The 23,707-nt window shown below is 46.4% G+C and carries 21 protein-coding genes; 11 read left to right on the top strand and 10 right to left on the bottom strand.

Annotated elements, in window-relative coordinates; all coding sequences use genetic code 11:
- Positions 1 to 36: 36 nt before the first annotated feature.
- A complete protein-coding gene (locus LEP1GSC052_RS06915) occupies positions 37 to 624 on the top strand; it encodes a TetR/AcrR family transcriptional regulator (RefSeq protein ID WP_020985584.1) in 588 nt (195 codons plus the stop codon).
- Positions 625 to 639: 15 nt separating this feature from the next.
- Here LEP1GSC052_RS06915 and perRA read toward each other — a convergent pair whose 3' ends face one another.
- Complete coding sequence (gene perRA / locus LEP1GSC052_RS06910) at positions 640 to 1,074, bottom strand: peroxide-responsive transcriptional repressor PerRA (protein ID WP_010575071.1); 435 nt, start codon at positions 1,072 to 1,074, stop codon at positions 640 to 642.
- Between the two features lie 160 nt (positions 1,075 to 1,234).
- On the opposite strand from perRA, the gene LEP1GSC052_RS06905 reads away from it, so the two are divergent.
- The 5 genes from LEP1GSC052_RS06905 to epsC all read left to right on the top strand — a co-directional run bounded on the left by LEP1GSC052_RS06905 (position 1,235) and on the right by epsC (position 5,912).
- Positions 1,235 to 1,822, top strand: coding sequence for an ankyrin repeat domain-containing protein (locus tag LEP1GSC052_RS06905; RefSeq protein ID WP_010575070.1), 588 nt, complete (start codon positions 1,235 to 1,237; stop codon positions 1,820 to 1,822).
- Positions 1,819 to 3,273 carry a catalase gene (locus LEP1GSC052_RS06900; protein WP_010575069.1) on the top strand — a complete coding sequence of 485 codons (1,455 nt, stop codon included), beginning with the start codon at positions 1,819 to 1,821 and terminating at the stop codon, positions 3,271 to 3,273. The genes LEP1GSC052_RS06905 and LEP1GSC052_RS06900 overlap by 4 nt, the downstream gene beginning before the upstream one ends.
- Positions 3,274 to 3,525: 252 nt before the next feature.
- The gene (locus LEP1GSC052_RS06895) at positions 3,526 to 4,290 is read left to right on the top strand and encodes an SDR family NAD(P)-dependent oxidoreductase (protein WP_010575068.1); all 765 of its coding nucleotides are present in this window, start codon (positions 3,526 to 3,528) and stop codon (positions 4,288 to 4,290) included.
- Positions 4,291 to 4,341: 51 nt separating this feature from the next.
- Complete coding sequence (locus tag LEP1GSC052_RS06890) at positions 4,342 to 4,839, top strand: winged helix-turn-helix transcriptional regulator (RefSeq protein ID WP_010575067.1); 498 nt, start codon at positions 4,342 to 4,344, stop codon at positions 4,837 to 4,839.
- Positions 4,840 to 5,036: 197 nt separating this feature from the next.
- On the top strand, positions 5,037 to 5,912 hold the full coding sequence (epsC, locus tag LEP1GSC052_RS06885; protein ID WP_040913336.1) for a serine O-acetyltransferase EpsC: 876 nt from the start codon (positions 5,037 to 5,039) through the stop codon (positions 5,910 to 5,912).
- An 8-nt stretch (positions 5,913 to 5,920) separates the two neighbouring features.
- Here epsC and LEP1GSC052_RS06880 read toward each other — a convergent pair whose 3' ends face one another.
- Together LEP1GSC052_RS06880 and LEP1GSC052_RS06875 are read right to left on the bottom strand one after the other, a co-directional pair.
- Complete coding sequence (locus LEP1GSC052_RS06880; RefSeq protein ID WP_010575065.1) at positions 5,921 to 7,639, bottom strand: family 2A encapsulin nanocompartment cargo protein cysteine desulfurase; 1,719 nt, start codon at positions 7,637 to 7,639, stop codon at positions 5,921 to 5,923.
- Positions 7,626 to 8,564 (bottom strand): family 2A encapsulin nanocompartment shell protein, encoded by a 939-nt coding sequence (locus LEP1GSC052_RS06875; protein WP_010575064.1) that lies wholly within the window; start codon positions 8,562 to 8,564, stop codon positions 7,626 to 7,628. The genes LEP1GSC052_RS06880 and LEP1GSC052_RS06875 overlap by 14 nt, the downstream gene beginning before the upstream one ends.
- Before the next feature lie 609 nt (positions 8,565 to 9,173).
- Between LEP1GSC052_RS06875 and LEP1GSC052_RS06870 the strand changes: the two genes are divergently transcribed.
- A complete protein-coding gene (locus LEP1GSC052_RS06870; RefSeq protein ID WP_010575063.1) occupies positions 9,174 to 11,393 on the top strand; it encodes a PAS domain-containing sensor histidine kinase in 2,220 nt (739 codons plus the stop codon).
- 74 nt (positions 11,394 to 11,467) lie between these two features.
- On the top strand, positions 11,468 to 12,025 hold the full coding sequence (locus LEP1GSC052_RS06865; protein WP_010575062.1) for an NADPH-dependent FMN reductase: 558 nt from the start codon (positions 11,468 to 11,470) through the stop codon (positions 12,023 to 12,025).
- Positions 12,026 to 12,037: 12 nt separating this feature from the next.
- Here the strand turns inward: LEP1GSC052_RS06865 and LEP1GSC052_RS06860 are convergent, their stop codons facing one another.
- The 5 genes from LEP1GSC052_RS06860 to LEP1GSC052_RS06840 form a co-directional block, all read right to left on the bottom strand.
- Positions 12,038 to 14,119 (bottom strand): 7TM diverse intracellular signaling domain-containing protein, encoded by a 2,082-nt coding sequence (locus tag LEP1GSC052_RS06860; RefSeq protein WP_020986658.1) that lies wholly within the window; start codon positions 14,117 to 14,119, stop codon positions 12,038 to 12,040.
- A 166-nt stretch (positions 14,120 to 14,285) separates the two neighbouring features.
- Positions 14,286 to 15,164, bottom strand: a complete 879-nt coding sequence (locus tag LEP1GSC052_RS06855) for an alpha/beta hydrolase (protein ID WP_010575060.1) — start codon at positions 15,162 to 15,164, stop codon at positions 14,286 to 14,288.
- Between the two features lie 115 nt (positions 15,165 to 15,279).
- Positions 15,280 to 15,591 carry a hypothetical protein gene (locus tag LEP1GSC052_RS06850; protein WP_135607410.1) on the bottom strand — a complete coding sequence of 104 codons (312 nt, stop codon included), beginning with the start codon at positions 15,589 to 15,591 and terminating at the stop codon, positions 15,280 to 15,282.
- Between the two features lie 67 nt (positions 15,592 to 15,658).
- The gene (locus tag LEP1GSC052_RS06845; protein ID WP_100736327.1) at positions 15,659 to 15,940 is read right to left on the bottom strand and encodes a hypothetical protein; all 282 of its coding nucleotides are present in this window, start codon (positions 15,938 to 15,940) and stop codon (positions 15,659 to 15,661) included.
- Positions 15,941 to 16,119: 179 nt separating this feature from the next.
- Positions 16,120 to 16,740, bottom strand: coding sequence for an adenylate/guanylate cyclase domain-containing protein (locus tag LEP1GSC052_RS06840; RefSeq protein WP_010575057.1), 621 nt, complete (start codon positions 16,738 to 16,740; stop codon positions 16,120 to 16,122).
- Between the two features lie 211 nt (positions 16,741 to 16,951).
- On the opposite strand from LEP1GSC052_RS06840, the gene LEP1GSC052_RS06835 reads away from it, so the two are divergent.
- Positions 16,952 to 18,388: a M20/M25/M40 family metallo-hydrolase gene (locus LEP1GSC052_RS06835; RefSeq protein ID WP_010575056.1), complete on the top strand. Its 1,437-nt coding sequence runs from the start codon at positions 16,952 to 16,954 to the stop codon at positions 18,386 to 18,388.
- A gap of 3 nt (positions 18,389 to 18,391) precedes the next feature.
- Here LEP1GSC052_RS06835 and LEP1GSC052_RS06830 read toward each other — a convergent pair whose 3' ends face one another.
- Both LEP1GSC052_RS06830 and LEP1GSC052_RS06825 read right to left on the bottom strand, forming a co-directional pair.
- Positions 18,392 to 19,657, bottom strand: coding sequence for a di-heme oxidoreductase family protein (locus LEP1GSC052_RS06830; protein WP_010575055.1), 1,266 nt, complete (start codon positions 19,655 to 19,657; stop codon positions 18,392 to 18,394).
- Positions 19,658 to 19,861: 204 nt separating this feature from the next.
- The gene (locus LEP1GSC052_RS06825; protein WP_010575053.1) at positions 19,862 to 21,385 is read right to left on the bottom strand and encodes an RCC1 domain-containing protein; all 1,524 of its coding nucleotides are present in this window, start codon (positions 21,383 to 21,385) and stop codon (positions 19,862 to 19,864) included.
- Between the two features lie 212 nt (positions 21,386 to 21,597).
- Between LEP1GSC052_RS06825 and LEP1GSC052_RS06820 the strand changes: the two genes are divergently transcribed.
- Together LEP1GSC052_RS06820 and lsa20 are read left to right on the top strand one after the other, a co-directional pair.
- Positions 21,598 to 23,076, top strand: coding sequence for an NADase-type glycan-binding domain-containing protein (locus tag LEP1GSC052_RS06820; RefSeq protein WP_040913335.1), 1,479 nt, complete (start codon positions 21,598 to 21,600; stop codon positions 23,074 to 23,076).
- A complete protein-coding gene (gene lsa20 / locus LEP1GSC052_RS06815) occupies positions 23,073 to 23,669 on the top strand; it encodes an LIC11469 family lipoprotein adhesin Lsa20 (RefSeq protein ID WP_010575051.1) in 597 nt (198 codons plus the stop codon). The genes LEP1GSC052_RS06820 and lsa20 overlap by 4 nt, the downstream gene beginning before the upstream one ends.
- Positions 23,670 to 23,707 lie beyond the last annotated feature (38 nt).

The following is a 23,707-nucleotide window of genomic DNA, read 5'->3' as shown; positions in this document are numbered from 1 at the left end:
AATCGTTTTGTGTCAAGCTGGAAAGGAGATTTAGGAATGGCGCATTCAAAAAAAAATAAAGCGGAGAGTCACGAAAGAATCGTACAAGTTGCGTCCGCGCTTTTTCGAGAATCCGGGATCAACGGAATCGGAGTGGATCAGCTTATGAAAGAAGCCGGACTCACACACGGAGGTTTCTACAGACATTTTACTTCCAAAGACGAACTCGTAGGAGAGGCCGTGGAACGGGCTTTAAAGGACGGAAGCAAACGCGCGGTGGATTCTATTTCCGAAAAGAATCAAAAATCCGGACTCGCTCGGCTTGTCGATGCGTATCTCAGTATGATTCACAGAGACGGATTGAACACCAGCTGCGCGGTCACGAGTTTAGCCGGAGACGTTTCCCGTAGCAACGAAAGGGCGAGAACGGCCTATACGAAACAGGTAAACGATTACATAGAATTGTTGAAGGAGTTGATGAAGAATTTCGATTCCAAGGTAAAAAGGGAGAAGGCGATCGTCGCGTTATCCGCAATGGTGGGGGCCTTGTCCCTTTCGAGAGCCGTGAACGATAAAAAACTCTCCCGCGAGATTCTCAAGACGACCGCGCGCGAACTCAAGATTCAATTGGAAGGGGAGGAATAAAACAATAAAACCGGTTTATTTCTTTTTGCCCTTCAAGGTGATCAACAGATTGCAATCTTCGAGAGAAGCGCCGGTTTTTAATTCGAAGTCGCGTTTCAGTTCCGAAAGAATTCTTTCCTGAAGTTTAGAATCGAGATCGATATCGTAGATTTCACCGGTTTCCTCGTCGATCGCGTGGTGATGATTTTCCACGTTGGAATCGTATAAGGTGATTCCGGATTTGAGTTCGAGAAGGTTTACGATTCCTTTTTCCGCAAACAGTTTCAAATTATTGAATATAGTCGCGCGAGAAGCGTTCGGCATGTGTTCATTTACCAATTGAAACACCTGATCCGCCGTAAGATGTTGCGGTTCGGAAAGCAATAAGTTGGCCATTTGCAATCTTTGAACCGTCACGTTGATCCCGGCGTCTTCCAGAATCTTCTTGCTTCTTTCGTAAGAATCCTTCATGAGATCAGCCTCCTATAAGCCTCTTTTTTTGTCACTAATTTAGACTAATTCTAAAAAAAGACTTGAACTAATTTTGTTCAAATTTAGAATTAATCTAAATTAAGAATTAATTTAAAAAAGTAAAAATTGGAAAGAATTCTTAGTTTTAGGAGGTTTTACGATGAATTCTCAATCTCAAACCGGATTTGCGGACTTAGGTCAGGGAAGAATTTCCAGGCAAGCCCTTTCGGATTTTTCAGACGCTTGGACCCAATATCGGAAAAGTATGAGAGCGGAAAACCCGGTCTTTGACTCGGCGAGAAACGGAGACGTGGACTCGTTGCGGATACAAATTCCTTCCTTGAGCGATCTTGAAGAGAAGAACGCGAAAGGTTACACCTTACTCATGTTAGCCGCTTACAACGGAAGGGAAGAAGCCGTTCGTTTTTTAATCTCGATCGGCGCGGATGTGAATTCGACGGATCTCGGCGGAAACTCGATCCTAATGGGCGCGGCGTTCAAGGGCCACGCGAAAATCGTGGAACTTCTTCTTCAAGCGGGAGCGGATAAGAATTATAAAAATTCGAAGGGGCAAGACGCATTCCAATTTTCGAATCTATTCGGAAGAACGGAAGTCAGTGCGCTTTTGGAAGATTCTTCCTCGAATCAAAATCGAACGCGAACCCGAGTTCGTTTCGATCGATTCTTATCCTTTCTCAAATCTTGGATTTTATTTCTTTCACAACTTACAAAAGGAGAAAAACAATGAGTAAGAAAACCCTTACCACGGCCGGAGGTCATCCGGTTCCACAAAATCAACATTCGGTTACGGTGGGAGCGAGAGGTCCGATTCTCATTCAAGACACTCATCTGATCGAAAAGCTCGCGCATTTCAATCGGGAAAGAATTCCGGAAAGAGTGGTTCACGCAAAAGGCGCGGGCGCGTACGGAACTTTGACGATCACAAAGGATCTTTCGAAATATTCAAGAGCTTCCGTTTTTTCAAAGGCGGGAAAACAAACTCCGTTGTTTCTTCGATTCTCCACCGTTGCGGGTGAAAAAGGTTCGGCGGATACGGAAAGAGATCCGAGAGGATTTGCGATCAAGTTTTATACGGAAGAAGGGAATTGGGATCTTGTAGGAAACAACACTCCCGTTTTTTTTGAAAGAGATCCTTTGAAGTTTCCCGATTTCATCCATTCTCAAAAAAGAGATCCGGTCACGGGTTATAAGAATCCGTTTCGTATGTGGGATTATTGGGCAAAGGCTCCGGAAGCCTTACATCAGATGACGATCCTTTTCGGCGATCGAGGAATTCCGGACGGTTATCGTTTTATGAACGGTTACGGAAGTCATACCTTCGGTCTTTGGAACGCAAAGGGAGAACGTTTTTGGGTGAAGTTTCATTTCAAGTCCATGCAAGGAATCAAAAATCTGAGCGCGGAGAAAGCGTCCGCCTTAGCCGGAACCGATCCGGATTACGCGACCCGGGATTTGTTCGAAGCGATCGAAAGAAAAGAATTTCCGAAATGGAAGTTCTGCGTTCAGATTATGCCCGAAAAGGAAGCGGAAACGTATAAGTTCAATCCTTTCGATCTGACCAAGGTCTGGTCTCATAAGGATTATCCTTTGATCGAAGTCGGTGTGATGGAACTGAATGCGAATCCGAAAAATTATTTCGAAGAGGTGGAACAGGCCGCTTTCTCCCCGTCGAATATGCCGCCGGGTATCGGAGCTTCTCCCGATAAAATGTTGCAAGGAAGATTGTTCGCGTATCCGGACGCGCAAAGATATCGTTTGGGAGTTCAGTATCAACAACTTCCGGTCAACAAAGCGAGAAACTCGGTGAACGTCTATCACAGAGACGGAAGCGTTAAGTTTCAGTACGACGGAAACTATGATAACTACGAACCGAACGGTTTCGACGGACCCGCTCAGGATTCTTCTTACTCGGAACCTCCGTTGAGGATTTCGGGGGACGCTGATCGTTACGATTCTCACCAGGGGAACGACGATTATTCGCAAGCGGGAGATTTGTATCGAATGATGAGCGCGGAAGAGAGAGAAAGACTGACTTCCACGATCGCTTCCACGATGCGCGGTCTTCCGAAAGGTTTGATCGTCGCCAATCTCAAACATTTTTACAAATGCGATCCGGAATACGGAACAAAGCTGGCGGAAAAAACCGGAGTCAACGTCGCGGATTTGAAAAAAGACTAAAAACAAAGTTTCGTTTATCAAAATTGATAAACGAAATCAACCGGAACAGAAAACGAACGAGAGGATTTTTCGCTTAGAAAGTCCTCTCGTTTTTTATTTTTACCGCTTGGAACCCGATTTTTTTTTAAATAAAAACCGATCGCTTTGATTTTTTTAGAATTTTCCCTCAAAATCTGGTTTTTTTATTAAACCAATTTGAGTCAAAGAATATGTAGTTTTGTTATTAAACCAGAATGCCGGAGGGCGGAAACGATGAGATTTAAGGATAAGAAGGTTTTAATCACGGGGGGAAACAGCGGAATCGGTTTTGCCGCCGCCAAATTGTTCGCGGAAGAAGGGGCTTACGTGATCATTACGGGAAGGGATCAGGACAAACTCGATTCTTCCCAAAAGGAATTGGGTCCCAAGGCAAGGGCGTATCGAGCCGACGTGTTGGACGCAAAGGAAAGGGAGAATTTATTTCGTTCCATTCGGGAAGAATTCGGTCAACTGGATATCGTGTTTGCAAACGCAGGAATTATGAAACCGACTCCCGCGGGACAAACCACCGAAGAGACCTTTGACGAGGTTCTTCGCGTGAATCTCACCGGAGTTTTTCTCACGATTCAATCCGCTCTTCCTTTGATGCAAAAGGGAGGTTCGATCGTGCTCAACGGATCGATCATCAGCACGATCGGTCTTGCGGGAACTTCGGCGTATGCGGCGAGTAAGGCGGGCGTTCGTGCGATGGCTCGTTCTTTGGCGGCCGAATTGAGTCCGAGAGGAATTCGCATTAATACGGTCGTTCCCGGAGCCGCGAGAACTCCGATCTGGGGTCCTGCGGAAGCGGCTAACGTTCGATTCGATGCGATCGCAAATTCGATTCCTTTAAAACGCGTGGGCGAAGCGGAAGAAATCGCAAAGGCGGTTTTATTTTTCGCTTCGGATGATTCTTCCTATGTGCAAGGCGCGGAGATCATCGTGGACGGAGGCGCTAGCAGTTTACCGGCGGGCGCTCCGATTTATCTTGCCAAGTAGATACGATCTCCGAGATTCATAACATTCTCGGGTAAGAGAGGAGGGATCATTGTGAAACGAAAAAATCTTGAAGCCGAAGATTGTCCGATCGCAAGATCCCTTTCCGCAATCGGAGAATGGTGGTCTCTGCTCATATTGAGGGACGCATTCTTAGGCAAACGAAGATTCGGCGAATTCGAAAAAAGTCTCGGACTTGCAAAGAATATTCTCAGTTCCAGACTTCATAAGTTGGTCTCGGACGGAGTTTTAGAAATCGTTCCCGCTTCGGACGGAAGCGCTTATCTGGAATATGCTCTCACGGATAAGGGAAGGGATTTGTTTCCGATTCTCGTATCTCTCAGACAATGGGGCGAGAAATATCTTTTTGACAAAGAATCCGTCAACCAGGTTCTTGTGGACGAAAAGAACGGGAAGCCGATTCAAAAGATCGAAATCAAATCCAAGGACGGTCGCGTATTAACTTCGAAGGACGTTCGACTTTTGTTTCTGGATTCCAAACCTTCCTCCAAAAAACAAGATAAGACAAAACCGAAGAAAAAACAAAAGTAGTCTTCGTTTTCTCCGCGTTTTAAAAAAACATTCAAAACTTGTGTAATGTATTTTTTGAATGTAGAATATATTCGCCGTTTGTACTAAATTCTATTTTTCTCCAAAACCCTGTTCTCGTTGAATGAGGCCTTTGGTATTCTTTCCGCCTAAGAGGATTTTTTGTGAGTGAAAAAAGTTTTAGTCCCACGCATTTCGGCATTTCTCCCGAAGAGGGAAGATACAAAAAATTCGTAGAATCCATCTATCAAAAACAAAACGAGGATCCTCATCGTTACGGCGGTCGAAAGGTGGCCGGAAACTTCATCAGCGAATTGTTCAACATCATCTTTGCCGGATATTTTTCGGACGTTACGTTCCGCGATCTCGCTCACGTCGAAGACAGTCTTTCCGAATTTTTTCTTCACACAAAGGATAAACTTTATCCTTATCTTTCCAGTCAGGAGAATTCTTTTTCGGAACACATCACGATCGACGGAGTTCTGGACCGATTTAAGGACGAACTTCCTTCTTTATACGATCTGATCTGGCACGACGCGATCGCCGCGTTTGAAGGAGATCCCGCGGCGGAAAGCGTTAAGGAAGTGATCCTCGCGTATTCGGGTTTTTACGCGATCGCGGTTCATAGAGTCGCGAACGCGCTTCATAAGATGTCCATTCCCATTTTCCCGAGAATGTTAAGCGAATACGCCCATGAAAAAACGGGAATCGACATTCATCCCGGAGCGTCCATAGGAAGATCCTTTTTTATGGATCACGGAACCGGGATCGTAATCGGAGGAACTTCCGTAATCGCGGATAACGTAAAAATCTATCAAGGAGTCACGTTAGGCGCTTTGTCAGTGAGCAAGGATATGGCCATGTTAAAGCGACATCCCACGATCGAAGAAAACGTAATCATTTACGCGGGCGCGACCATTCTCGGAGGAGAAACGGTAATCGGTCGAAACAGCATCATCGGCGGGAACGCGTGGATTACGCAGAGCATCGCGCCTTATTCCATCGTTCATCAAAGAAGCGAGGTCCGGGTTCGGACCTCTAAGGAACTGGACGACGTGATCGACTTTACGATCTGATTCTCTTTTTAAAGAGGACCGGAGGTTCTTCCCCCTCTCAAATCGAAAAGAGCGGAGACCAAAGCGTCGATATCGTCGCAAGTATTATAAAGCGCTAATGAAGGTCTGACCGTACTTTCCAATCCGAAACGACGGAGAATCGGTTGGGCGCAGTGATGTCCCGAACGAACCGCGATTCCTTCCTGGTTTAAGAATCTTCCCACGTCCTCGGTTTTAAAACCTTCGAGCACGAACGATAAAACTCCCGCCTTGTCCTTCGACGTTCCGATCAGACGTAAGCCCGGAATTCTTTGCAACTGTTCCGTTCCATACTCCAAAAGAGAATGTTCGTAGTCGGCTACGTTCTTCATTCCGATCTGATCGAGGTAGTCGATGGCGGCGCCGAGCCCCACCGCGTCCGCGATGTTTCCGGTTCCCGCTTCAAAACGAAAAGGCGCCGGTTGATAGACCGTCTTTTCGAACGTCACGTCTTCGATCATGTTTCCTCCGCCTTGCCAAGGAGGAATCGTTTCGAGAACTTCCGATTTACCGAATAGAACTCCGATGCCTGTGGGCGCAAAAACCTTGTGACCCGAAAAAACGTAAAAATCACAGTCTAACGCCTGTACGTCGATCGGCATATGAGAAACCGCTTGCGCTCCGTCCACGAGAACCTTCGCTCCGAACTTATGAGCTTGTTCGATGACTGGTACGAGCGGAGTAACGGTGCCTAACGCGTTTGAAACTTGTGTGATGGAAACGAGTTTCGTTCTCGGACTGAGAAGTCTTTCGTATTCGGCTAAGATGATCTGACCGGTCTCGTCCACCGGAATGACCTTTAACCTAGCGCCTTTTTCGGAACACAACATCTGCCAAGGAACGATATTCGCGTGGTGTTCGAGCCAGCTGATGATGATCTCGTCGTTCTTGCCTATGTTTTGTTTTCCCCAAGTCTGTGCGACAAGGTTGATCGCTTCCGTCGCGCCTCGTACGAATACGATTTCGTTCGAAGAGGGCGCGTTTAAAAAGCGGGCCGTTTTTTCCCGCGCGTCCTCGTAGGCGTCGGTCGCTCTAGCGGCTAACGTGTGCGCGCCTCTGTGGATGTTCGAATTCTCGTGTTCGTAAAAGGAGGAGATTCGATCGATTACGCTCTGCGGTTTTTGAGTCGTGGCCGCGTTGTCCAGCCAAACCAATTCTCTTCCGTTGATCTTTTCTTTGAGAATCGGAAAATCCTTTTTTAAGGAAGCGATATCCAAACCGCCCGAGGATAAATTCACCTTCGGGATCAGACTCGGACTGAATCCGAACGATTCGATCGATTGACTTCCGGGAACGTTCGGAACGAAAGAACGTATGTCCTCCAAAAAAGAAAACGAAGTGGAGAACGGTTGCGCGCCGATGCCGACGTTTTTAGAAGTAAGTCCTCCGGGAAAAGAGGGAAGGTTCGATCCGGATAAGATTCCGTCCGGAATTCTGCTGAGTTCGGATTCGCTTAAATCCAAACCATAAGAATTCTCTAATATAGAACCGGACTTTACCGGAGCCGTCTTTTGCACCAAGGACTTCGATTCCGTAATGGAAGAATCGGAAAGAATCAATTCTTCCACGCTTCCGCCTTTCGGGAGAGAACCGTAAAGTTCTCCCGCCATACTTGCGATCACGCTCGGATCGATAAAACCCTGCATTTCTTTTTGTCCGGAAGAGGAAAAATCTTTCGGAACCCAGGAAAGAGGATCACTTGTACTCATGATAGTTGCCTACGTCCACGTTCTCCAGAACGCCGATCGCGTCGTCCGTAAGAATCGCGGCTGAACAGTATAAGGAAATCAGATAAGATCCGATTGCGGAACGATTGATTCCCATAAAACGAACCGATAGTCCCGGAGTTTGTTCTCCCGGAAGTCCGGGTTGAAAGAGACCGATGATTCCTTGTTTTTTTTCGCCCACTCTCAAAAGAAGAATGTTCGTCTTACCGCCGTTCGTTTTCGGTTTGCTTTCTCCGTCTACGAGCAGTTTGTCGCAAGGAACGATCGGCAATCCTCTCCAAGTCAGAAACTGAGCTCCGAAAAGAGAAACGGTAGCGGGTGGAACTCCTCTGCGAGTACATTCTCTACCGAAGGCCGCGATCGCGAGCGGATGTGCGAGGAAGAACGAAGGTTCTTTCCAAACCTTTGTGATGAGTTCGTCCAAATCGTCCGGAGTGGGCGGGCCCTTGCGTGTGGAGATTCTTTGGGACTTGGGAGCATGTTTCAAAAGTCCGTAGTCGTCGTTGTTGATCAGTTCGTTCTCTTGACGTTCCTTTACGCTTTCGATTGTTAAGCGAAGTTGTTCCTTGATCTGATCGTGTGGTGTGCTGAATAGATCGGACACTCTCGTATGAACGTCCAGAACGGTTGAGATTGCGCTGAGCGTATATTCTCTGGGTTGTTCTTCGTAGTTTACGAAAGTTTCCGGCAAAGGTTGTTCGTCTTTTTGTCCGCAGAGAACTTCGACGGAAGTATTGTCCTTCACTCGGTTGACTCTGAGAGTTCCCGATTCCAATGGTTTCCAATCCAATAAACGAACGAGCCAACGAGGCGTTATGGCTCCGTACTGAGGCGCAGTTTTGGTAGTGTTCGCTAATTTGCGTGCGGCGTTATCGCCGAGGGAATGTTGTACGGTGGTATCAGCCATGCCGATTTCTCCTAAAATTCAAAATCAATTCGGACGTTTGAGGAGGGTTTGAATTCTTCCTTTTCAAAATCGGTCAAATGAATCCGCAATATCGACTGTACAATATATTGTTCAATGAACGAGGAATATTATACAAACGTTACATTCTAAAATTCTTAACTTATTTCGAGTCCTTAAAAGAAAATCATGCTTGTATTGTGATACACAAATGAAAATCATTTTTTGGAAATTCCGCATTTCGGCGCGTGTTTTTTTGGAAAAGCAAACGGAACGATCGGAGAAGAATCGAACCTGCACAAAGAAGCGAAGTTTGAATATAAGGATCGAACGGTCGTCTTCGTAAAAGCGGAGTTTAGACGGATAAAATGGAATCATTCTTAGGAAATAAATTTATAACGATTCGCGCCGAACGAAAAAAGAATCGGGCGTTTTGCGGTTCGGAATTCTTTTTAGGATAAAGAATCCTTTCGGCTTCGAATTTATTCAATCGATCTCGTATATACTCTTAGAGGCTCAGCTTTTGGACTTGACCGAACGGCCGCTTTTGTCCAAAATATAGCGTGAATTGTATCTTATTTTTGGCATTTACGCTCTGTATTCCGTCGTCCGATGATCCATATCCTTCAAACCATTCTTGAACAAGCGCACGCCGGATATTGGGAAAAAAATTTCTCCGAAAACACGAGTTACTTAAGCCCCGCTTGGAAATCCATGTTGGGTTACAAGGACGAAGAACTCGAGGATTCCATTCGAACATGGCAATCTCATATCGTTCCCGACGACTTGGATCCGATTCAAAACGAATTCGAAGAATATCTTAAGACCGATCTTCGTCAACCGTACGAAGCGGACATTCGTTTTCTGCACAAGAACGGAAGTATCGTTTGGTTTAAGTGTACCTGTAAGGTGGTCGAGACCGCGCCGGACGGAAAGCCGATTCTCATGCTCGGAACTTACTTCGACATTACAAAATCCAAAAAGATAGAATCGGAACTGCAACACACGGTCGATCGTCTCGCGCTCGCGACACAAACCGCTCGTGTTGGAATCTGGGATTTTGATCCGATCCTAAATCGGGTCGAATGGGACGAAACGATGTTCGATCTCTACGGAGTAAAACGAGAGGACTTTTCGGGCACCGTAGAAGACTGGGAAAAAAGTCTGCATCCGGACGATTTAGAAAGATGTAAATTAGAACTTTTGCAAGGACTTTCAGGCGAGAAGGATTTCGACACTCAGTTTCGAGTCGTCTGGAAGAACGGCGACGTTCATCATATAAAAGCGACCGCGATCGTTCAAAGGTTGGCTTCCGGAAAACCGTTTCGAATGATCGGAACGAATTGGGACATCACCAAACACAAAAATGCGGAGATCGCCCTCAAGGAAAGTTACGAACTCAATAAGGTCTTTATCGAAAAGGCTCCTTCCGCGATCGCGATGTTCGACACGAACATGAGATATATGGCCGCTTCGCAACAATGGCTCGTGGATTATCATCTGAACGAAACGGAAATCGTAGGCAAGTCGCACTACGATATTTTTCCGGAGATCGGCGACGAATGGAAACAGATTCATCAGGAATGTCTTCGAGGAAAGGTTTTAAGAAAGGAAGAAGAGGAGTTCGTTCGAGAAGACGGATCCGTGCAATGGATCATCTGGGAAGTAAGACCTTGGTATATTTCTCAAAACACGGTCGGCGGTATCTTGATGTACACCGCGGATATTACCGCGTTGAAACGGAAGGAGTTTGAAAGAAGTCGGCTTGAGGAAATTCTCACCCGAACCAACGAGGCCGCACAGATCGGTTCTTGGGAAGTGGACTTGGAAACGAACTCCAGAGTTTGGAGTAAGGTTACAAAGGAGATCTTTGAATTGACGGAGGATTATCAACCGGACGGAAACGAAGGCGCTCGGTTTTTTAAAAACGAAAAGGACCGGAAAAAGGCCGCGGATATTTTTGCGGATTCGGTCGCCACCGGAAAATCTTTCGATATGGAAATCGAGATCGTGACGGCAAAGGGAAACCTAGTTTGGGCCCGGTCCATCGGCAAACCGGAATTTCAAAACGGAAAATGCATCCGCGTTTCCGGCACGTTTCAAAACATACAGGAACAAAAGCAGAAAGAACTCGCTCTTCAAAGAACTCTGGACATCATGAACGATCAAAACGATCGTCTATTAAATTTCGCTCATATAGTTTCCCACAATCTCCGTTCCCACGCGGGAAACATCACGATGCTTCTGAAAATTCTGGAGGAATCCGAAAACGAAACCGAAAGACAGGAAGTCATTCAGTATATTACGAAAGCGTCGGACAGTCTGATGGACACGATTCTCAACTTAAACGAAGTGGTTTCGATTCAGACGAATAAAAATCTGCAGAACACGGAGATCGTTCTTCGGGATTATATCGAAAAGGCGACTCGGACGATCGGCGGCGAGATCCAGAAGTATCAGGTTCAAATCAAGAATCTGGTTTCGGATTCGATCAAGGTGCGTTGCAACGCCTCCTATATGGAAAGTATTCTTCTGAATTTTCTCACCAACGCGGTCAAATACAGACATCCGGATCGGATTCCGGAGATTACCCTCAGCGCGACTTACGAAAAAAGCCGTTTGGTTCTGAGCATCGCCGATAACGGACTCGGGATCGACATGAATAAAAACGGAGATAAACTTTTCGGAATGTATAAGACCTTTCATAATAACCGGGACGCGAAGGGAATCGGTTTGTTCATCACGAAAAACCAAGTGGAAGCAATGGGAGGAAGAATCGAGGTCGAAAGCCGTATCAATCAAGGGACAACGTTCAAAATCATTCTTCTCTGAAATCGCGAAGTACCGGACCGTTTGGAAATTTTTTTTCAACCGAATTTCCTCCGCGCCGCTCTAATCTCTACAGTATGAAAATTCTAACCATCTCGGGAAGTTTACGTTCCCAATCCACGAGCTCCGCACTCATCCGAGCGATTTGTAAAGTCGCTCCCTCGTCCATGAAGTTTATCGCCTACGAGGAGTTAGACGATCTGCCTCATTTTTCTCCGGAAAAGGACGATGAAAATTCTCCCGAAGTCGTTCTTCGTTACCGGGCCGCGCTGAAAGATGCGGACGGAGTTTTGATCTGCACGCCGGAATACGCGCACGGAATGCCCGGTTCTTTGAAAAATTCCTTGGACTGGGTCGTGGGTTCCGGAGAATACGTGGACAAACCCGTGATGGCGCTCAGCGCGTCTCCTTCGTATATGGGCGGCGAAAAAGCGCACGCGTCCCTCATCACAACTTTAAAAGCGATGAACGTCGGAATCGTGGAAAAGGCTTCCTTTTCCGTCGCTTTTGCGCGTAGAAAATTCAACGATCGGGAAGAATTGATCGAAACGGAAACGATTCAAACGTTTAAAAAAGCGTTTCAAGAATTCGCCGAGGCGGTCGAAAAAAGAAAGTCCGAGTTAAAGATTCAGTAAATTATAATATTCTTAAACCTTCCGCAAAGCGGACGTCTTTCGAAGCGCCTTGAGATACGCCTCCGCCGCGTAATCCGTAGGATCGGTTTTGACGACCGAAGCGAAAGCCGCTTCCGATTTTTCGAATTCCTTTAGGAGAAAATGAGTCACACCTTTTTCGAAATCGTATTTCGTATCGTTTCTTAAATCGATCTGAAACTGAGAAAGTCCTTCATACACGTCGAAGATCACGATCTCGTCCTCTTTTCCTTTTACTTTGGCGCGCCCGATCAATCTCATCTTGTAACGGGTCGGATCGGGAATCGTCTGCATCGTTTTTTCGCTGATGAGAATGGAAGAATCGAACTTCTTAGTAAGTCCTTCGATCCTCGACGCGAGATTGACCGTATCGGAAATGACAGTGCCTTCCATTCTTTCCTCGGTTCCGATCGTACCAAGCATCAAATGTCCCGTATGAATTCCGATTCCGATTTTGATCGGTTCGTAACCGGTTTTCAAACGATGATGATTGTAAAGTCTTACCTCGGATTGCATTTCGATCGCGGCGCGTAACGCGTCTTCTCCCGATTCGGGAAAGAGGGCCATGATCGCGTCTCCGATAAACTTATCCACGAAACCTCCGTTTTGAATGACGAGAGGGTTCATCCGTTTCAGATAAGAATTCAAAAAATTGAAATTATCCCTCGGATCCATTTTCTCCGAAAGCCTCGTGAAATGACGGATATCGGAAAAGAAGATCGTCATTTCCTTTCTCGCCTGATCGCCCAAACGAATGTCGCTGATGTCGTCCTTTCCGAGATGATTCAAAAATTGTTTCGGAACGAATCGTTCGAAGGATTGGGTCATCACGGTTTGTTTTTTGAGGGCTTCCTTTTGATTTTCGATCAGCTTCCTTTGCGCTTCCTCTTTTTCTTTTTTGAGAATGTTGATCCGATCGGCCAATGCCAAGGACAAAAGTAAAACCTCGAAGGAGGAACCGAATTGGATCGAATATTCCGTGAAAAAATTGGAAGGAAATAAGGTTAACGTTTTTAGAATATAGGTTATGATTCCCAACAGCAAAAAAATCCAAGCCGATAGATAGAACCGCGCCGCCCTATAACCTTTGAATATGGAAACGAGCCCCGCCGAAATCAAAAGCACGACCATCAAAAACACATAAGCGATTGCTAATTTGATTCCGAGCGAAAAGTTCAGACCCAAACTCAGAACGGAGGCGATCATACCGATCACGAAATAACCGAGAAGAACCCGATCCAATACCGCGTGATACGATTTCATTCTCAGGAATTCCCTCGAAAACTGCGCGCCCCAACCTCCGCCGAAAAACATAAAAAAGGGCAGGGAAGAATTGGCCCACCAAATCGCGTCCGGCCATAAATACTGAAACGCAAGACCGTTCAAACACGCCTGGAATAAAACGTAACCCGTTAAAAACAAAACGTAAAAAAGATAAGACCTATCCCTCGTTCCCAAAAAAAGAAAGAAGTTATACGCCATCATCGCGATCATAATTCCGTAATAGAGTCCGAATGTTTTTTGTTCGGCGACGATATGATTCGAGAACTCGTTGGCGGACCAGAGAGTCATCGGGAATTGAACGGAACTTTCTGTGAGAATTCTCACCAAAATCCGATACTCGGTCTGAGCCGCCAATCGAATCGGAAAGATAAAATTCTGATGTCTGATTTCCCTCGAGTCGAAAGGAAGTTTATCACCCGATCGTAAGGTTTGTGTATCGCCGCTTTCCAAGTTTTGAACGTAGAGTTCGATCGAATCGATCAAAGGATATGCGAATTCGTATAAGACGAGTTTGGAATTTCGATCCTCGTTTTTGACGTTGACTCGAAGCCAATGCGCGGAATCGGAATAACCGAGGTTTACCTTGGTGACTTTTTGAAACTCGAAATCGTTTTTTACGAAGTCGGTTCGTTTGAGAAGCGCTCGATCGTCTTCGTAACGTTCCACAAAACCGATGAGATTCGATTTTTTAAAAAGAGAATCCACGATCAGACTTTCGGAACGAAGAGGTAACGTCGCGGCTGAGAAGAGTATAAAACCGGAGAATAAAAAGGATTTGAATCTGAATCCCATATTTTCGCTTTCCTTGCTTTGATCCTCCTTTTGAACGGGGGACAAAAGCGTAAGGGGAATATGAGACCCTATTTTATAAAAAAATCAATAATAAATTGACCAAACCGTTTTGAAATCGGAGACGAATCGGAATCGATCCGCCCATGTCCGTTTAACGGAATTCGTATTATTTCTTCTTGGCCTTTTTTTTGGGTTTCGCCTTTTTCTTCGGAGCCGATTTTTGTTTTTTCGTTTCGACGGCGAGGGCGGGCGTATTTCCGAGATAGGCTTCGATCCGATCCGCGACCTTTTCCCAGCCCGTATCCAACATCATGTTGTGACCTATGCCTGAAAAAATCTCCGCTTCGGTTTGATACGCTTTTGCGGTTCTTTTTACTTCCCAGGGAACGAAAAAACGATCCTTTTCTCCGCCTAAAACGAGAATCGGAGTTTTCACTTTTTTAGGACTCGGAAGACAGAAAAGAAGCATATCCAAAAACGCGAGAAAGGATTCGTTCTGCATCTTGGAAGCGTACTCGAGGGCCTTTTTTTCGCCGATCGATTCGGAAAAGAACAATTCGCGGGCGATCTTTTTGTCTTCGACGAGGGGAAGAAGCGAAAGTGTTCCGAGCACCTTTAAGAACTTGGTCGGAAACTTGACTAAAAGCTCCAAGGTGATCCTAAAAACTCCGTGCGGAGGAACGCTCGCAAGAAGAACCGCCTTGGGTGCATTCGTTTTTTCTAATGTTTTTTGGACTACGAGTCCGCCCATGGAATGTCCGATTAAAATCGGAGTCTCGGGCAAACGACCTAGAACTTCTTCCACGTCTTGAACGTAATTGCGGATCGAGTTCCATCGAAACGAACCGTTTCCGTTCGGACTGTTTCCGTGTCCTCTTAGATCCATCGAATACACTTCGTAACCCGCTTTTTGAAAATGCGGAACGAAACAATCCTTCCAACACCACGCGCCGTGCCAAGCCCCGTGAACGAACAGGATCGGAGGATTCTTATGCGAAGAGGTTTTTGTTTTTTTCAATGCGGGGAAATGTTCTAGTCGGATCATCGTTTGTTTCAGTCTCCGTTGCGAGGTCGCGTTTGCGAATTCTCGGAGACGTACGATATTTTTTCGAGAACAATTCCGATTTTTTAGATCGGTTCTTCCGGGAAGAATCCGATTTTTAGGAGTTTTCCAAAAGGAATGCGTGACCGGAGAATCTTCCTTCCGTAAAAACGTAACGTTCCCAGGTTCCGTTTTCGAACTCGACGATCACGTGGTGCCGGTTGCGTTCGGTGATTTTACCGTTCATGGTTTTCGGAGAAGAATCGGTTTCGTTTTGTTTCTTCAAATCCAAGGAGACTTTTATATCCGCTTCGTTTTGTTCGATGGAAATTTTTGCGGGAACCGCTTTCAAAAAGCTTTCCGTGATCGTAATCGTGTAAGTGCCGGAAAGATCCGGAAGTGGTCCGTCTGTGTAAATGGATGGTTTCATAAAAAGTAAATTCTTAACTAGAAAAGGAATCGGATCGAAATGTTTGCTTCTGTTTTTGAATCCTCGTTTAACGAGGGCATTTTTTTGCATAGGAGCGTTGAACCAAAAGTTCCGCCTTGGAGGAAAGAGCAGGAAGTTTGCGAACGTGAATCCCGTATTTTCTCTGAGCGTCTTCCAGAAGATTCAGACAAACCGAAAGGTCTTCGGAATCGGCTCCTTCTTTTCTTTCTATCTTTTCACATTCGCATTTGGTTTCGCCGAGATGCGCGGCGTAACGAAGAATTTCTTGTTCCGTTGCGGAGTTCGCTTTACAATTCCAGAAAGTTACGAACAAAAAAAGACGAATCATCGTTTTTTTGCAGTATGAATCCCGGAAAAACACTTTCCTTGATTCAATCTTATCGGACGAAACGGTCAAGGAAGAATCCTCAGGCGATACGACGGAAGTTTAGGATCGTATAGGGTGATTCGCCCTATACGATCGGGAAGAGGAAGGGTTCTTAGTATATTCTAAAATTTGAATGTATCTTAGTAGACGAGTTTATAGGCTTTCGAGGTTCCCGCGGGCGCTTCCGAAAGTGTTTCGAATTTCAGATGTTTTTCGGAAACCTGTTCGTAGACGGAATGAGTCACTAAAATTTCTCCGGCTTCGGCCATGTCCTCGCCGAGTTTGCTCGCCGTGTTTACCTCGGAACCGAACACGTCCGTATCTCCGATCTTCAGAACCTTTCCGTAACCCAAGCCCACACAAAGAAGAATTTTCTCCTCCGGAATTTTGTCCTGATTGTAGGAAACAAGTTCTTGTTGCATTTTGATCGCGGATTCGATTCCCTTACCGACGTTGCGAAAGATGACTAAGAAGCTGTCTCCTTCCGACTTCAAAAGAATTCCGTCGTGGTCTTCTATGATCGGGATCAGAATTCTTTCCGATTCGTGAATCGTTTGGAGGAAATGTATGATTCCGAACTTTTCGACCCCTCTTGAAAATCCGGAAAGATCCGTAAATATCACGCACCAATCCTCGCCGAAAAGATCCCAGATCCTTTGATCGATCTTCGATTTATCGGCTCCCGGTTTGAGTCTATCCTGAATCAATTTTTCAAGTCTGTCTTCGGACGCGCTCGCTCCGATCGTTCTTCGAAATGCCATACGACCTCTTATAAAAGATTGGGAATTCTTGAGAGAATTAGAATCCGAACTTATATAAAAATTCCCTAACTTGTCAACGGGAAAGCGAAACGGATCGTATAATTTATTTCGATTCCATGCTTGCCTAAATTGATAGCGTTAATAAGTTTGTGGTCTTTCCTTCCTAAAGATTTGCGTTTGTAAGAAGGCAGGAGAATCATACGGAGTATTTATGAAACGTTTTCTTGTGGTTTGTGTTCTTATATCGCTCGGCGGATGTTTTTATTCTTCGCCGATCCGAAAGATCGTATTAAAACCGATCCCGATCGAAGTGGATTGGGAAGAAAGAAACAAGGAAGCCGTAAAAATTCTCCAAAATTTAATCCGAATTCGAACCGAACGATCGAACGAACTCGCGGTAGCGCAGTATCTGCAAACGATCTTAAAAAAGGAAGGAATTCCCTCCACGATCTACGCGTCCAAAGAACGTCCCGATCGGGCCAATCTTGTCGCGGTACTCGAACCGAGCAAACCGAGTTCCCTGAAGGGAATCATATTGGGAAATCATACGGACGTTGTCGAAGCCAATCCGAGCGAATGGAGCGTTCCTCCGTATAACGGTGATTTGGTGAACGGGAGAATCTACGGAAGAGGCGCCTTGGATATGAAAGGTTTGGCCGTGATGCAGTTGATGGCCTTTCTGGAATTAAAACGTTCCAAGATAGAATTGAATCGAAAGGTGATGTTTCTGGCCCTAGCCGACGAGGAGAGCGGAAGTTTTTTAGGGGCCCGTTATATGGCGGAACGTCACGGAGAATTGTTCCGCGAGTATGGAAGTATGTTGAACGAGGGCGGTGTCGCGACCAAGGACGTAGGAATTCAAGGAGCCACTCTATTCAACATTCAATACGCGGAAAAAGGAAATCTCTGGTTGAAACTCAGAGCGAAGGGAGAAAGCGGACACGGAAGTACGCCTAACGCGGAATATGCGACTCTGAATCTGATCCGTTTTTACGAGGAAATTCTTTCTTTCGACAGCGGAATCAAAATCACCGAGGAAACGAGGGCGTATTTTTATCAACTCGGGAGCGTCGCTTCCTTTCCGACCTCCTTCTTTTTAAAAAACGCGTCCAATCCGATCATCAAACCCTTGTTAAGCGGAACCCTGAAAAAGAACAAACATCTTTCGGCGATGACCCGAAACACGAAAGCGATCACCGGAATTCAAACCTCGGAAGGAGAGGGTTACAACGTTCTTTCGGGAGATGTCTTCGGAAAATTGGATGTTCGAATTCTTCCCGGAGTGGACTCGAAGGAATACTTGGAAAAAATCCGTGAAATCGCAAAACCGTACGGGATCGAAGTGGAAGTGTTCGACGAGATCGGGCCGGACGATTCTCCCTTGGACAGCGATCTGTTTCAAATTTTGGCGAACGTTTCCACGTCGAAGGTTCCCGGAAGTGTGGCCGCTCCCTTTATGTCCGCGGGTAAAACGGATAACGCTCGTTTTCGAAGAATCGGGATTCAATGTTACGGTTTGAATCCCGCCATCCTAACCGCAAAGGATACGGAAGGTCTTCACGGTAAGGATGAGAATATCAGCGTCGAAAACTTGAAGTTAGGTTCCACCATTCTTTTCGAGACTTTAATTCAATACGCGAGTCCCTAAAAATTAAAGCGACTTCAAAAAATTCAAGAGATGGGTTCGATCCCGTATGTCCAACCCGAGAACGTATTTTTTTGAAGACTCCGCTTCGCCGCCGTGCCATAAAACCGCTTCCATCAAACTGCCCGCTCTTCCGTCGTGCAGATAACGAGTATGACCGTTGACCGTTTCGAAAAGACCGATTCCCCAAAGAGGAGGAGTTCTCCATTCGCTTCCGCTCGCTTCCTCGTCCGGTCTATGATCGGCGAGTCCTTCCCCCATGTCGTGTAACAAAAGATCCGTGTAAGGCCGGATCGTTTGATTGGACAGTTCGGGAAAACTCGCGTTCGTTCCGGTTTGCATTTTTGGAATATGACAATTCTTGCATCCGGCCTTAAAGAATATTTCCTTTCCGGCGAGAACGCTCGCGTTATCCGCCTTTCTTCTTGAGGGAACCGCGACCAGTTTCATATAATTCGTGATCGCGGTGATCTTACTTTGCGGAACTTCGGGAGAACCTCCGTTCGCGGAAGATTGACACTGAGTCTGCGAACTCATACAATTCTCGTTTGGAAAGAGGGGAGAAGTGATTCCCAAATCTCCCGAAAAGGCCGCCGAGTTTTGTCTCGTCAAATCGGTGTTATTCGCTTTCCATCCGAATCTTCCCAGCGCGGTTCCGATTCCGTTTAGATTGCGGACGTAGTTCGGTTTTCCGGAAATTCCGTTCCCGTCCCTGTCGTTCGGGTCCGCTAACGCGAGAATGGAACTTTCGGGAATCGCCTCCAAAAGACCGAGTCCGATCACTTGTTGAGCGACTCGAATCGAAGTCCTTGTGTCGTTTGCGAGAGGTCCGTATCCTAAATTCGAAAGTTGTAATGTAGGAGAACGTAATGTGTATTCGGTTCCATCGTCGAACTTACCGGCGATTTCCCGATACGTTACGATCGCGTCTCCTTCTTTGGAAACGCCCGCGACCCCGTTCGGTTGAAATTGTCCTCCGTAGTTCGGTTCCGCGTTGCGCGAATCGTTTCCCACGCTCAAACGAACCAGACTTACGGTCAATGTTTCACCGTCTTCTTCCAAGGCTCTTCCGTTTGCCGCGTGACAGGCAAAACAGGAATTTGTGTGAAAGAGAGGACCCAGACCGTCCCGATCCGGAAGCGTGGAGGAAAAACCGGCCGTCCAAGGAACCTCAAAGACGGTTTGTCCCACCGTAAATTCCGAGATGGAACTCAAGGGTGCATTCTTTGCAAATTGACGAAACGCGGTGCTCCCGAATTCGAAACTTGTCATGCCGATTCCGCCTTGGTATTCTTCCCCGTTCTCGTAAGCCCATTCCGAGTTGGACGAGATCGCAAGTAATGCGAGAAGCGCGGTTCCGTTTTTGCATTCGGAAGAGGAACAAAATTCTTTCCGGGGAGAACAGGCTCCAAGGAAGAATGAAATCCATAAAAAAATAAAAAATTGAAATTTCAAACGCATTCCATTCCTTGCATATTAGGGAAGTGTGATGGAAACGGGGGTCGCGGCGCCCCAGTTCGTCTGAAGATCCGGTCTTCCGAGGGAACCTTTGAAATTCCAACCCCATCCGTAAAAAGAACCGTTGGAAAGAAGAGCGAAGTTATGCGTCGCCCCGCATCCGAAATGAATCAATTCCGAAATTCCGATCACGGCGTTGTTCGGTTCGTAGACCTTGGTGGTCGTGGTTTCTCCGATTCCGAGGTTTGCGGTGGTTCCGTTGGCTCCCCATCCTTTTACGGTTCCGTTTTTTAGGATCGCAAAACTCTGGGTTCCGCCCGCCCAAACGGATGAAGCATTTGTAATATTCAAAATCTGTGTTGGAGTTGCCGTGGGGTTCGGCGATCCCGAGCCTCCGATTCCCAACTGACCGCTTGCGTTGAGTCCCCAAGAATAAATCGTTCCGTCCGATTTTAGAGCGAGAATATGATCTCTTCCGTTTGCGATCTGTTTGATTCCGGAAAGACCCGGAACTTTCAAAGGAGTGGATTGTGCGGTCGTCGCGGTTGTGATCGCTCCGTTTCCTAAGTTGCCGTATTGACTTCTTCCCCAAACGTAAACCTCGCCGGAAGAGGTGAGGGCCGCCGAATGAGCCGAACCGGCGATCACTTGAATCACATCCGTTAATCCGACAACGGCTACGGGAGTCGTCGAGATCGTGGTGGTCGTAAGACCGGTCGCGCCGTTGCCGAGTTGTCCCACGCTGTTCAAACCAAAGGCGACTAACGTTCCGTTTGATTTTAAAACGAGAGCGTGATCGAAACCGTACGCGCCCATAACGGCGTCGCCGATTCCCGGAACTTCGATCGGAGGTAGTCTCGGACCCGCAGTGGACGCGCTCGCGGGATCGGTTGTGTTGTTCCCGATTCCCAATTGTCCGTTCGCGTTGGTTCCCCAGGTATAAACCTTTCCGTTTTTGGCGATCGCCATCGAACTGTTTTGCGTAAAATGAATGCTCGAAATATTCTTCAGCGAAGTGAGTTTTACGATGACGTCGTTGATTCCGTCTCCCGTCGAGGTTCCGGTTCCCAGCTGACCGAAATTATTTCTACCGACCGTGTAGACTTCTCCGTTCTTTAAAAAACCGGAATGCGCCGCGCCCGCGCTGAGTTTTGTCCCGAAGTAGACGTGAACCTCTTTCTTAACCATGGTCCCGTCCGATTTTTGAAAACGAACCCGGATCGTATTCTCGCCATTGATCGGTTTAAAAACGGAGGATTTTACAGTGGTTGGAGCTACGACCGAGGAAGTGGAAATCTTTTGATCCTCGTGATAAATCTCGTATTCTCCGTCCGTATCGGCTTGGATCGTCGTTTCCAGTTGATATACGGGGATCATTTCGCCTTCTTTGGGGGAAAGAATTTGGAACGCATTCTGGTTATCCGACGAAGTTGGAACGGTCCCGATCGCCGTGAGGGAAAGGGGTGTGAGGTCGTTGGCCGCATTTTGTGCGCAGGAAAGAATCCAGGATAAGGATAGAAGGATCGCAACTTTGAATCTCATGATTTTTCTCTTGATTGTAAATTATTGATAATGAGATTAATTCTCATTATCAATTTAGTCATCCAAAAGAAACCACACATAACGTCAAGCAATCTTAGTCGCGCAATTGGTCGGGGGAGAACGGTCCTCGTCGGCGGATTGGTTTCTTTGCATTTGACAGAAGGGGTTTCGTATGGAGAATCGTGAAAATTCTTTCCTGGAGAATCCAATCGATGAACCGTTCTTTGCGTTGTTTGTTCCTTCTTTCTTTCGTGGTTTTGAGTTTTCAAAATTGTAAAAAAGAACTCAGCGTTTCCATGGCGACGTCCACTTCCTTAAGCGACAAACTCGCGTTCGCCGCTCTCGGTGGCGGAAGTTGGAAACCCGAAGACGGGGCCGAGTTCGTAAAACTTCATTTTTATCCGGACGAAGGGTTTCAACTCAAGAAGGTGGAAGTCGATTCTTGTAAGGGAGAATTCAGCGACGCGGTCACAGCCTATATCAACTTCGACGAGTTCAGCGCGGCCGCGGATCTTTCCGGCAAAAAGGCTTCGGTCAATTTTGAAAAACCCGTATATGCAAGATCCGTAACGATCAACTTTCGTAAGAACAAGGAACTTTGTATCGGCGAGATTCGTTTTTATGACGAAAGAGAAAAACAATTCTCCTTAAAACTTCCGAAGATCGTCGAAGGTTCCGCGACCGCTTCCGAAACCGCGAACCCGGTTCAATCCTACGACGTGATGAATCTTTTCGATTCCCGTTACGAATACGCTTGGGCTTCGGATAAAAAGGGAAAGGGTGTCGTATTAAATTTTAAATTCAACGAACCGCAAAAGTTCGACACGATCAAAATTTGGAACGGTTATCAAAGATCGGATCAACACTGTTATTCGAACGGAAGATTGAAGACCGCGACCTTGACCGGAGACAACGGCTATTCTCAGAAGATTCAACTCCAGGACGTTTTGGGTCCTCAGGAAATCGCATTGGAAAAACCTTTCGAGGGAACTTCTCTTCGTTTGACCGTGGACGATATCTACGCCGGAAAAATGTATAAAGGTTTCGTGTTGAGCGAAATCCGTTTCGGCAAGGATAAGAATTGGGTTTTGATCAATCCGATCAGCAGATCGCAGAGCATCGCTAGGTCCAATCATCTTCAGTTTACTCCTCCCGATTTGGACGGAATTTTAAATCACGGTTTGAGAGGCTCCGAGGTTTCCGAACTTCCCGCGGAAATTCAGAGTACGGAGAATATCGCGTCATCCGAAACGGCCGCGCCCGCCGCGGAAGAATCGGAAGGCCAAAGGGTTTCCTCGGATTGGTCGTTGAGAATGCGTTCCGACGGTTCTTTTTTTATGGAAGGAAACACTCAGGATCAAAGCGGAATGGATTCGGGAATGTTGCATAAGTCGAGTAAGTTCTACGCGATCGGAAACTACGAGGTCAAGGAATCTTCCGCGGATTCTTTAAAACTTCGGGTCTTCGGTTATATGCGTAAGTATTCTTCCTCGTTCGTCGAAAGTTACGGGGATATGGATTGCAACGGTTGCGGTCGGGATTGCAACATGGCGGACAACGATCCGGACAAAAAGGAAATCATCTTTCAGGATTTTATCACCATCAAAAAGTTGAACGGAAACGTATATGTCCAGAACACGAGCCCGAGTAGAAAGCTGGATTTTAAAGCCTTGGAGATGACCCTCGAGTGAAAAGGATCTATTACGGAATCGGAATATTCCTTTTATCTTTTATACTTTTGGTTTGTAAAAAGGGGAATTCCGATTCGACTTCGGAGGGACTCGAGCCGATTTCCTCCGATCCGAACCGATTGATTCGAGTCAGCGTTCTCTGGGAGAAAAAAAGTTTTCCCTTGGAAATGGAACTCTATGAAGGAGCTTCCCAAAGACCCGTGGATCTTTGGGCCACGGGTTCCGTAAAGGATTTGTCCGAGGCCCCCGTTTCCGCGCCGATCGAAGGGAACGATCTCTATCTAAAACCCGGTTCTAAAAAAAGATTCGTTCTTGTGGTGAAGAATACTACGGATCGGGATTTTTATTTTTTTGCGTCTCCGCATTCCATGCTTCCCGCAGAAGGTTCGCTCGGGTTTAAGTTCAAATGTCTTTGTATCAACCACGCGTTTTTGATTCCTCCGAAGGAAATCTGGTATCGGGTCGTGGAGCTCCGAACGGGCGGAGAGGCTTTGGCAAAAGAATTAAGAATCACTCATATTCTTGTGGGGATGGACGAGGAGAGAATTCGACTCTATCAAAAAGGAATCGGAACCGGCTCGCAAGAGGATTAGACAACCAGCGAGCCGAAATTCTTACGGGATCGTTTTCT

The sequence above is a fragment of the Leptospira kmetyi serovar Malaysia str. Bejo-Iso9 genome, assembly GCF_000243735.2.
GTDB classification, from domain to species: Bacteria; Spirochaetota; Leptospiria; order Leptospirales; family Leptospiraceae; genus Leptospira; species Leptospira kmetyi.
The sequence above is the reverse complement of the archived record's forward strand: the minus strand, read 5'-3'. Positions and strand labels throughout refer to the sequence as shown.

Coding starts and splice junctions, on each gene's coding strand:
- LEP1GSC052_RS06915 (WP_020985584.1), top strand. CDS start 37: ATGGCGCATTCAAAAAAAAATAAAGCGGAGAGTCACGAAAGAATCGTA.
- perRA (WP_010575071.1), bottom strand. CDS start 1,074: ATGAAGGATTCTTACGAAAGAAGCAAGAAGATTCTGGAAGACGCCGGG.
- LEP1GSC052_RS06905 (WP_010575070.1), top strand. CDS start 1,235: ATGAATTCTCAATCTCAAACCGGATTTGCGGACTTAGGTCAGGGAAGA.
- LEP1GSC052_RS06900 (WP_010575069.1), top strand. CDS start 1,819: ATGAGTAAGAAAACCCTTACCACGGCCGGAGGTCATCCGGTTCCACAA.
- LEP1GSC052_RS06895 (WP_010575068.1), top strand. CDS start 3,526: ATGAGATTTAAGGATAAGAAGGTTTTAATCACGGGGGGAAACAGCGGA.
- LEP1GSC052_RS06880 (WP_010575065.1), bottom strand. CDS start 7,639: ATGAGTACAAGTGATCCTCTTTCCTGGGTTCCGAAAGATTTTTCCTCT.
- LEP1GSC052_RS06875 (WP_010575064.1), bottom strand. CDS start 8,564: ATGGCTGATACCACCGTACAACATTCCCTCGGCGATAACGCCGCACGC.
- LEP1GSC052_RS06870 (WP_010575063.1), top strand. CDS start 9,174: ATGATCCATATCCTTCAAACCATTCTTGAACAAGCGCACGCCGGATAT.
- LEP1GSC052_RS06865 (WP_010575062.1), top strand. CDS start 11,468: ATGAAAATTCTAACCATCTCGGGAAGTTTACGTTCCCAATCCACGAGC.
- LEP1GSC052_RS06860 (WP_020986658.1), bottom strand. CDS start 14,119: ATGGGATTCAGATTCAAATCCTTTTTATTCTCCGGTTTTATACTCTTC.
- LEP1GSC052_RS06855 (WP_010575060.1), bottom strand. CDS start 15,164: ATGATCCGACTAGAACATTTCCCCGCATTGAAAAAAACAAAAACCTCT.
- LEP1GSC052_RS06850 (WP_135607410.1), bottom strand. CDS start 15,591: ATGAAACCATCCATTTACACAGACGGACCACTTCCGGATCTTTCCGGC.
- LEP1GSC052_RS06845 (WP_100736327.1), bottom strand. CDS start 15,940: ATGATTCGTCTTTTTTTGTTCGTAACTTTCTGGAATTGTAAAGCGAAC.
- LEP1GSC052_RS06840 (WP_010575057.1), bottom strand. CDS start 16,740: ATGGCATTTCGAAGAACGATCGGAGCGAGCGCGTCCGAAGACAGACTT.
- LEP1GSC052_RS06835 (WP_010575056.1), top strand. CDS start 16,952: ATGAAACGTTTTCTTGTGGTTTGTGTTCTTATATCGCTCGGCGGATGT.
- LEP1GSC052_RS06830 (WP_010575055.1), bottom strand. CDS start 19,657: ATGACAAGTTTCGAATTCGGGAGCACCGCGTTTCGTCAATTTGCAAAG.
- LEP1GSC052_RS06825 (WP_010575053.1), bottom strand. CDS start 21,385: ATGAGATTCAAAGTTGCGATCCTTCTATCCTTATCCTGGATTCTTTCC.
- LEP1GSC052_RS06820 (WP_040913335.1), top strand. CDS start 21,598: ATGAACCGTTCTTTGCGTTGTTTGTTCCTTCTTTCTTTCGTGGTTTTG.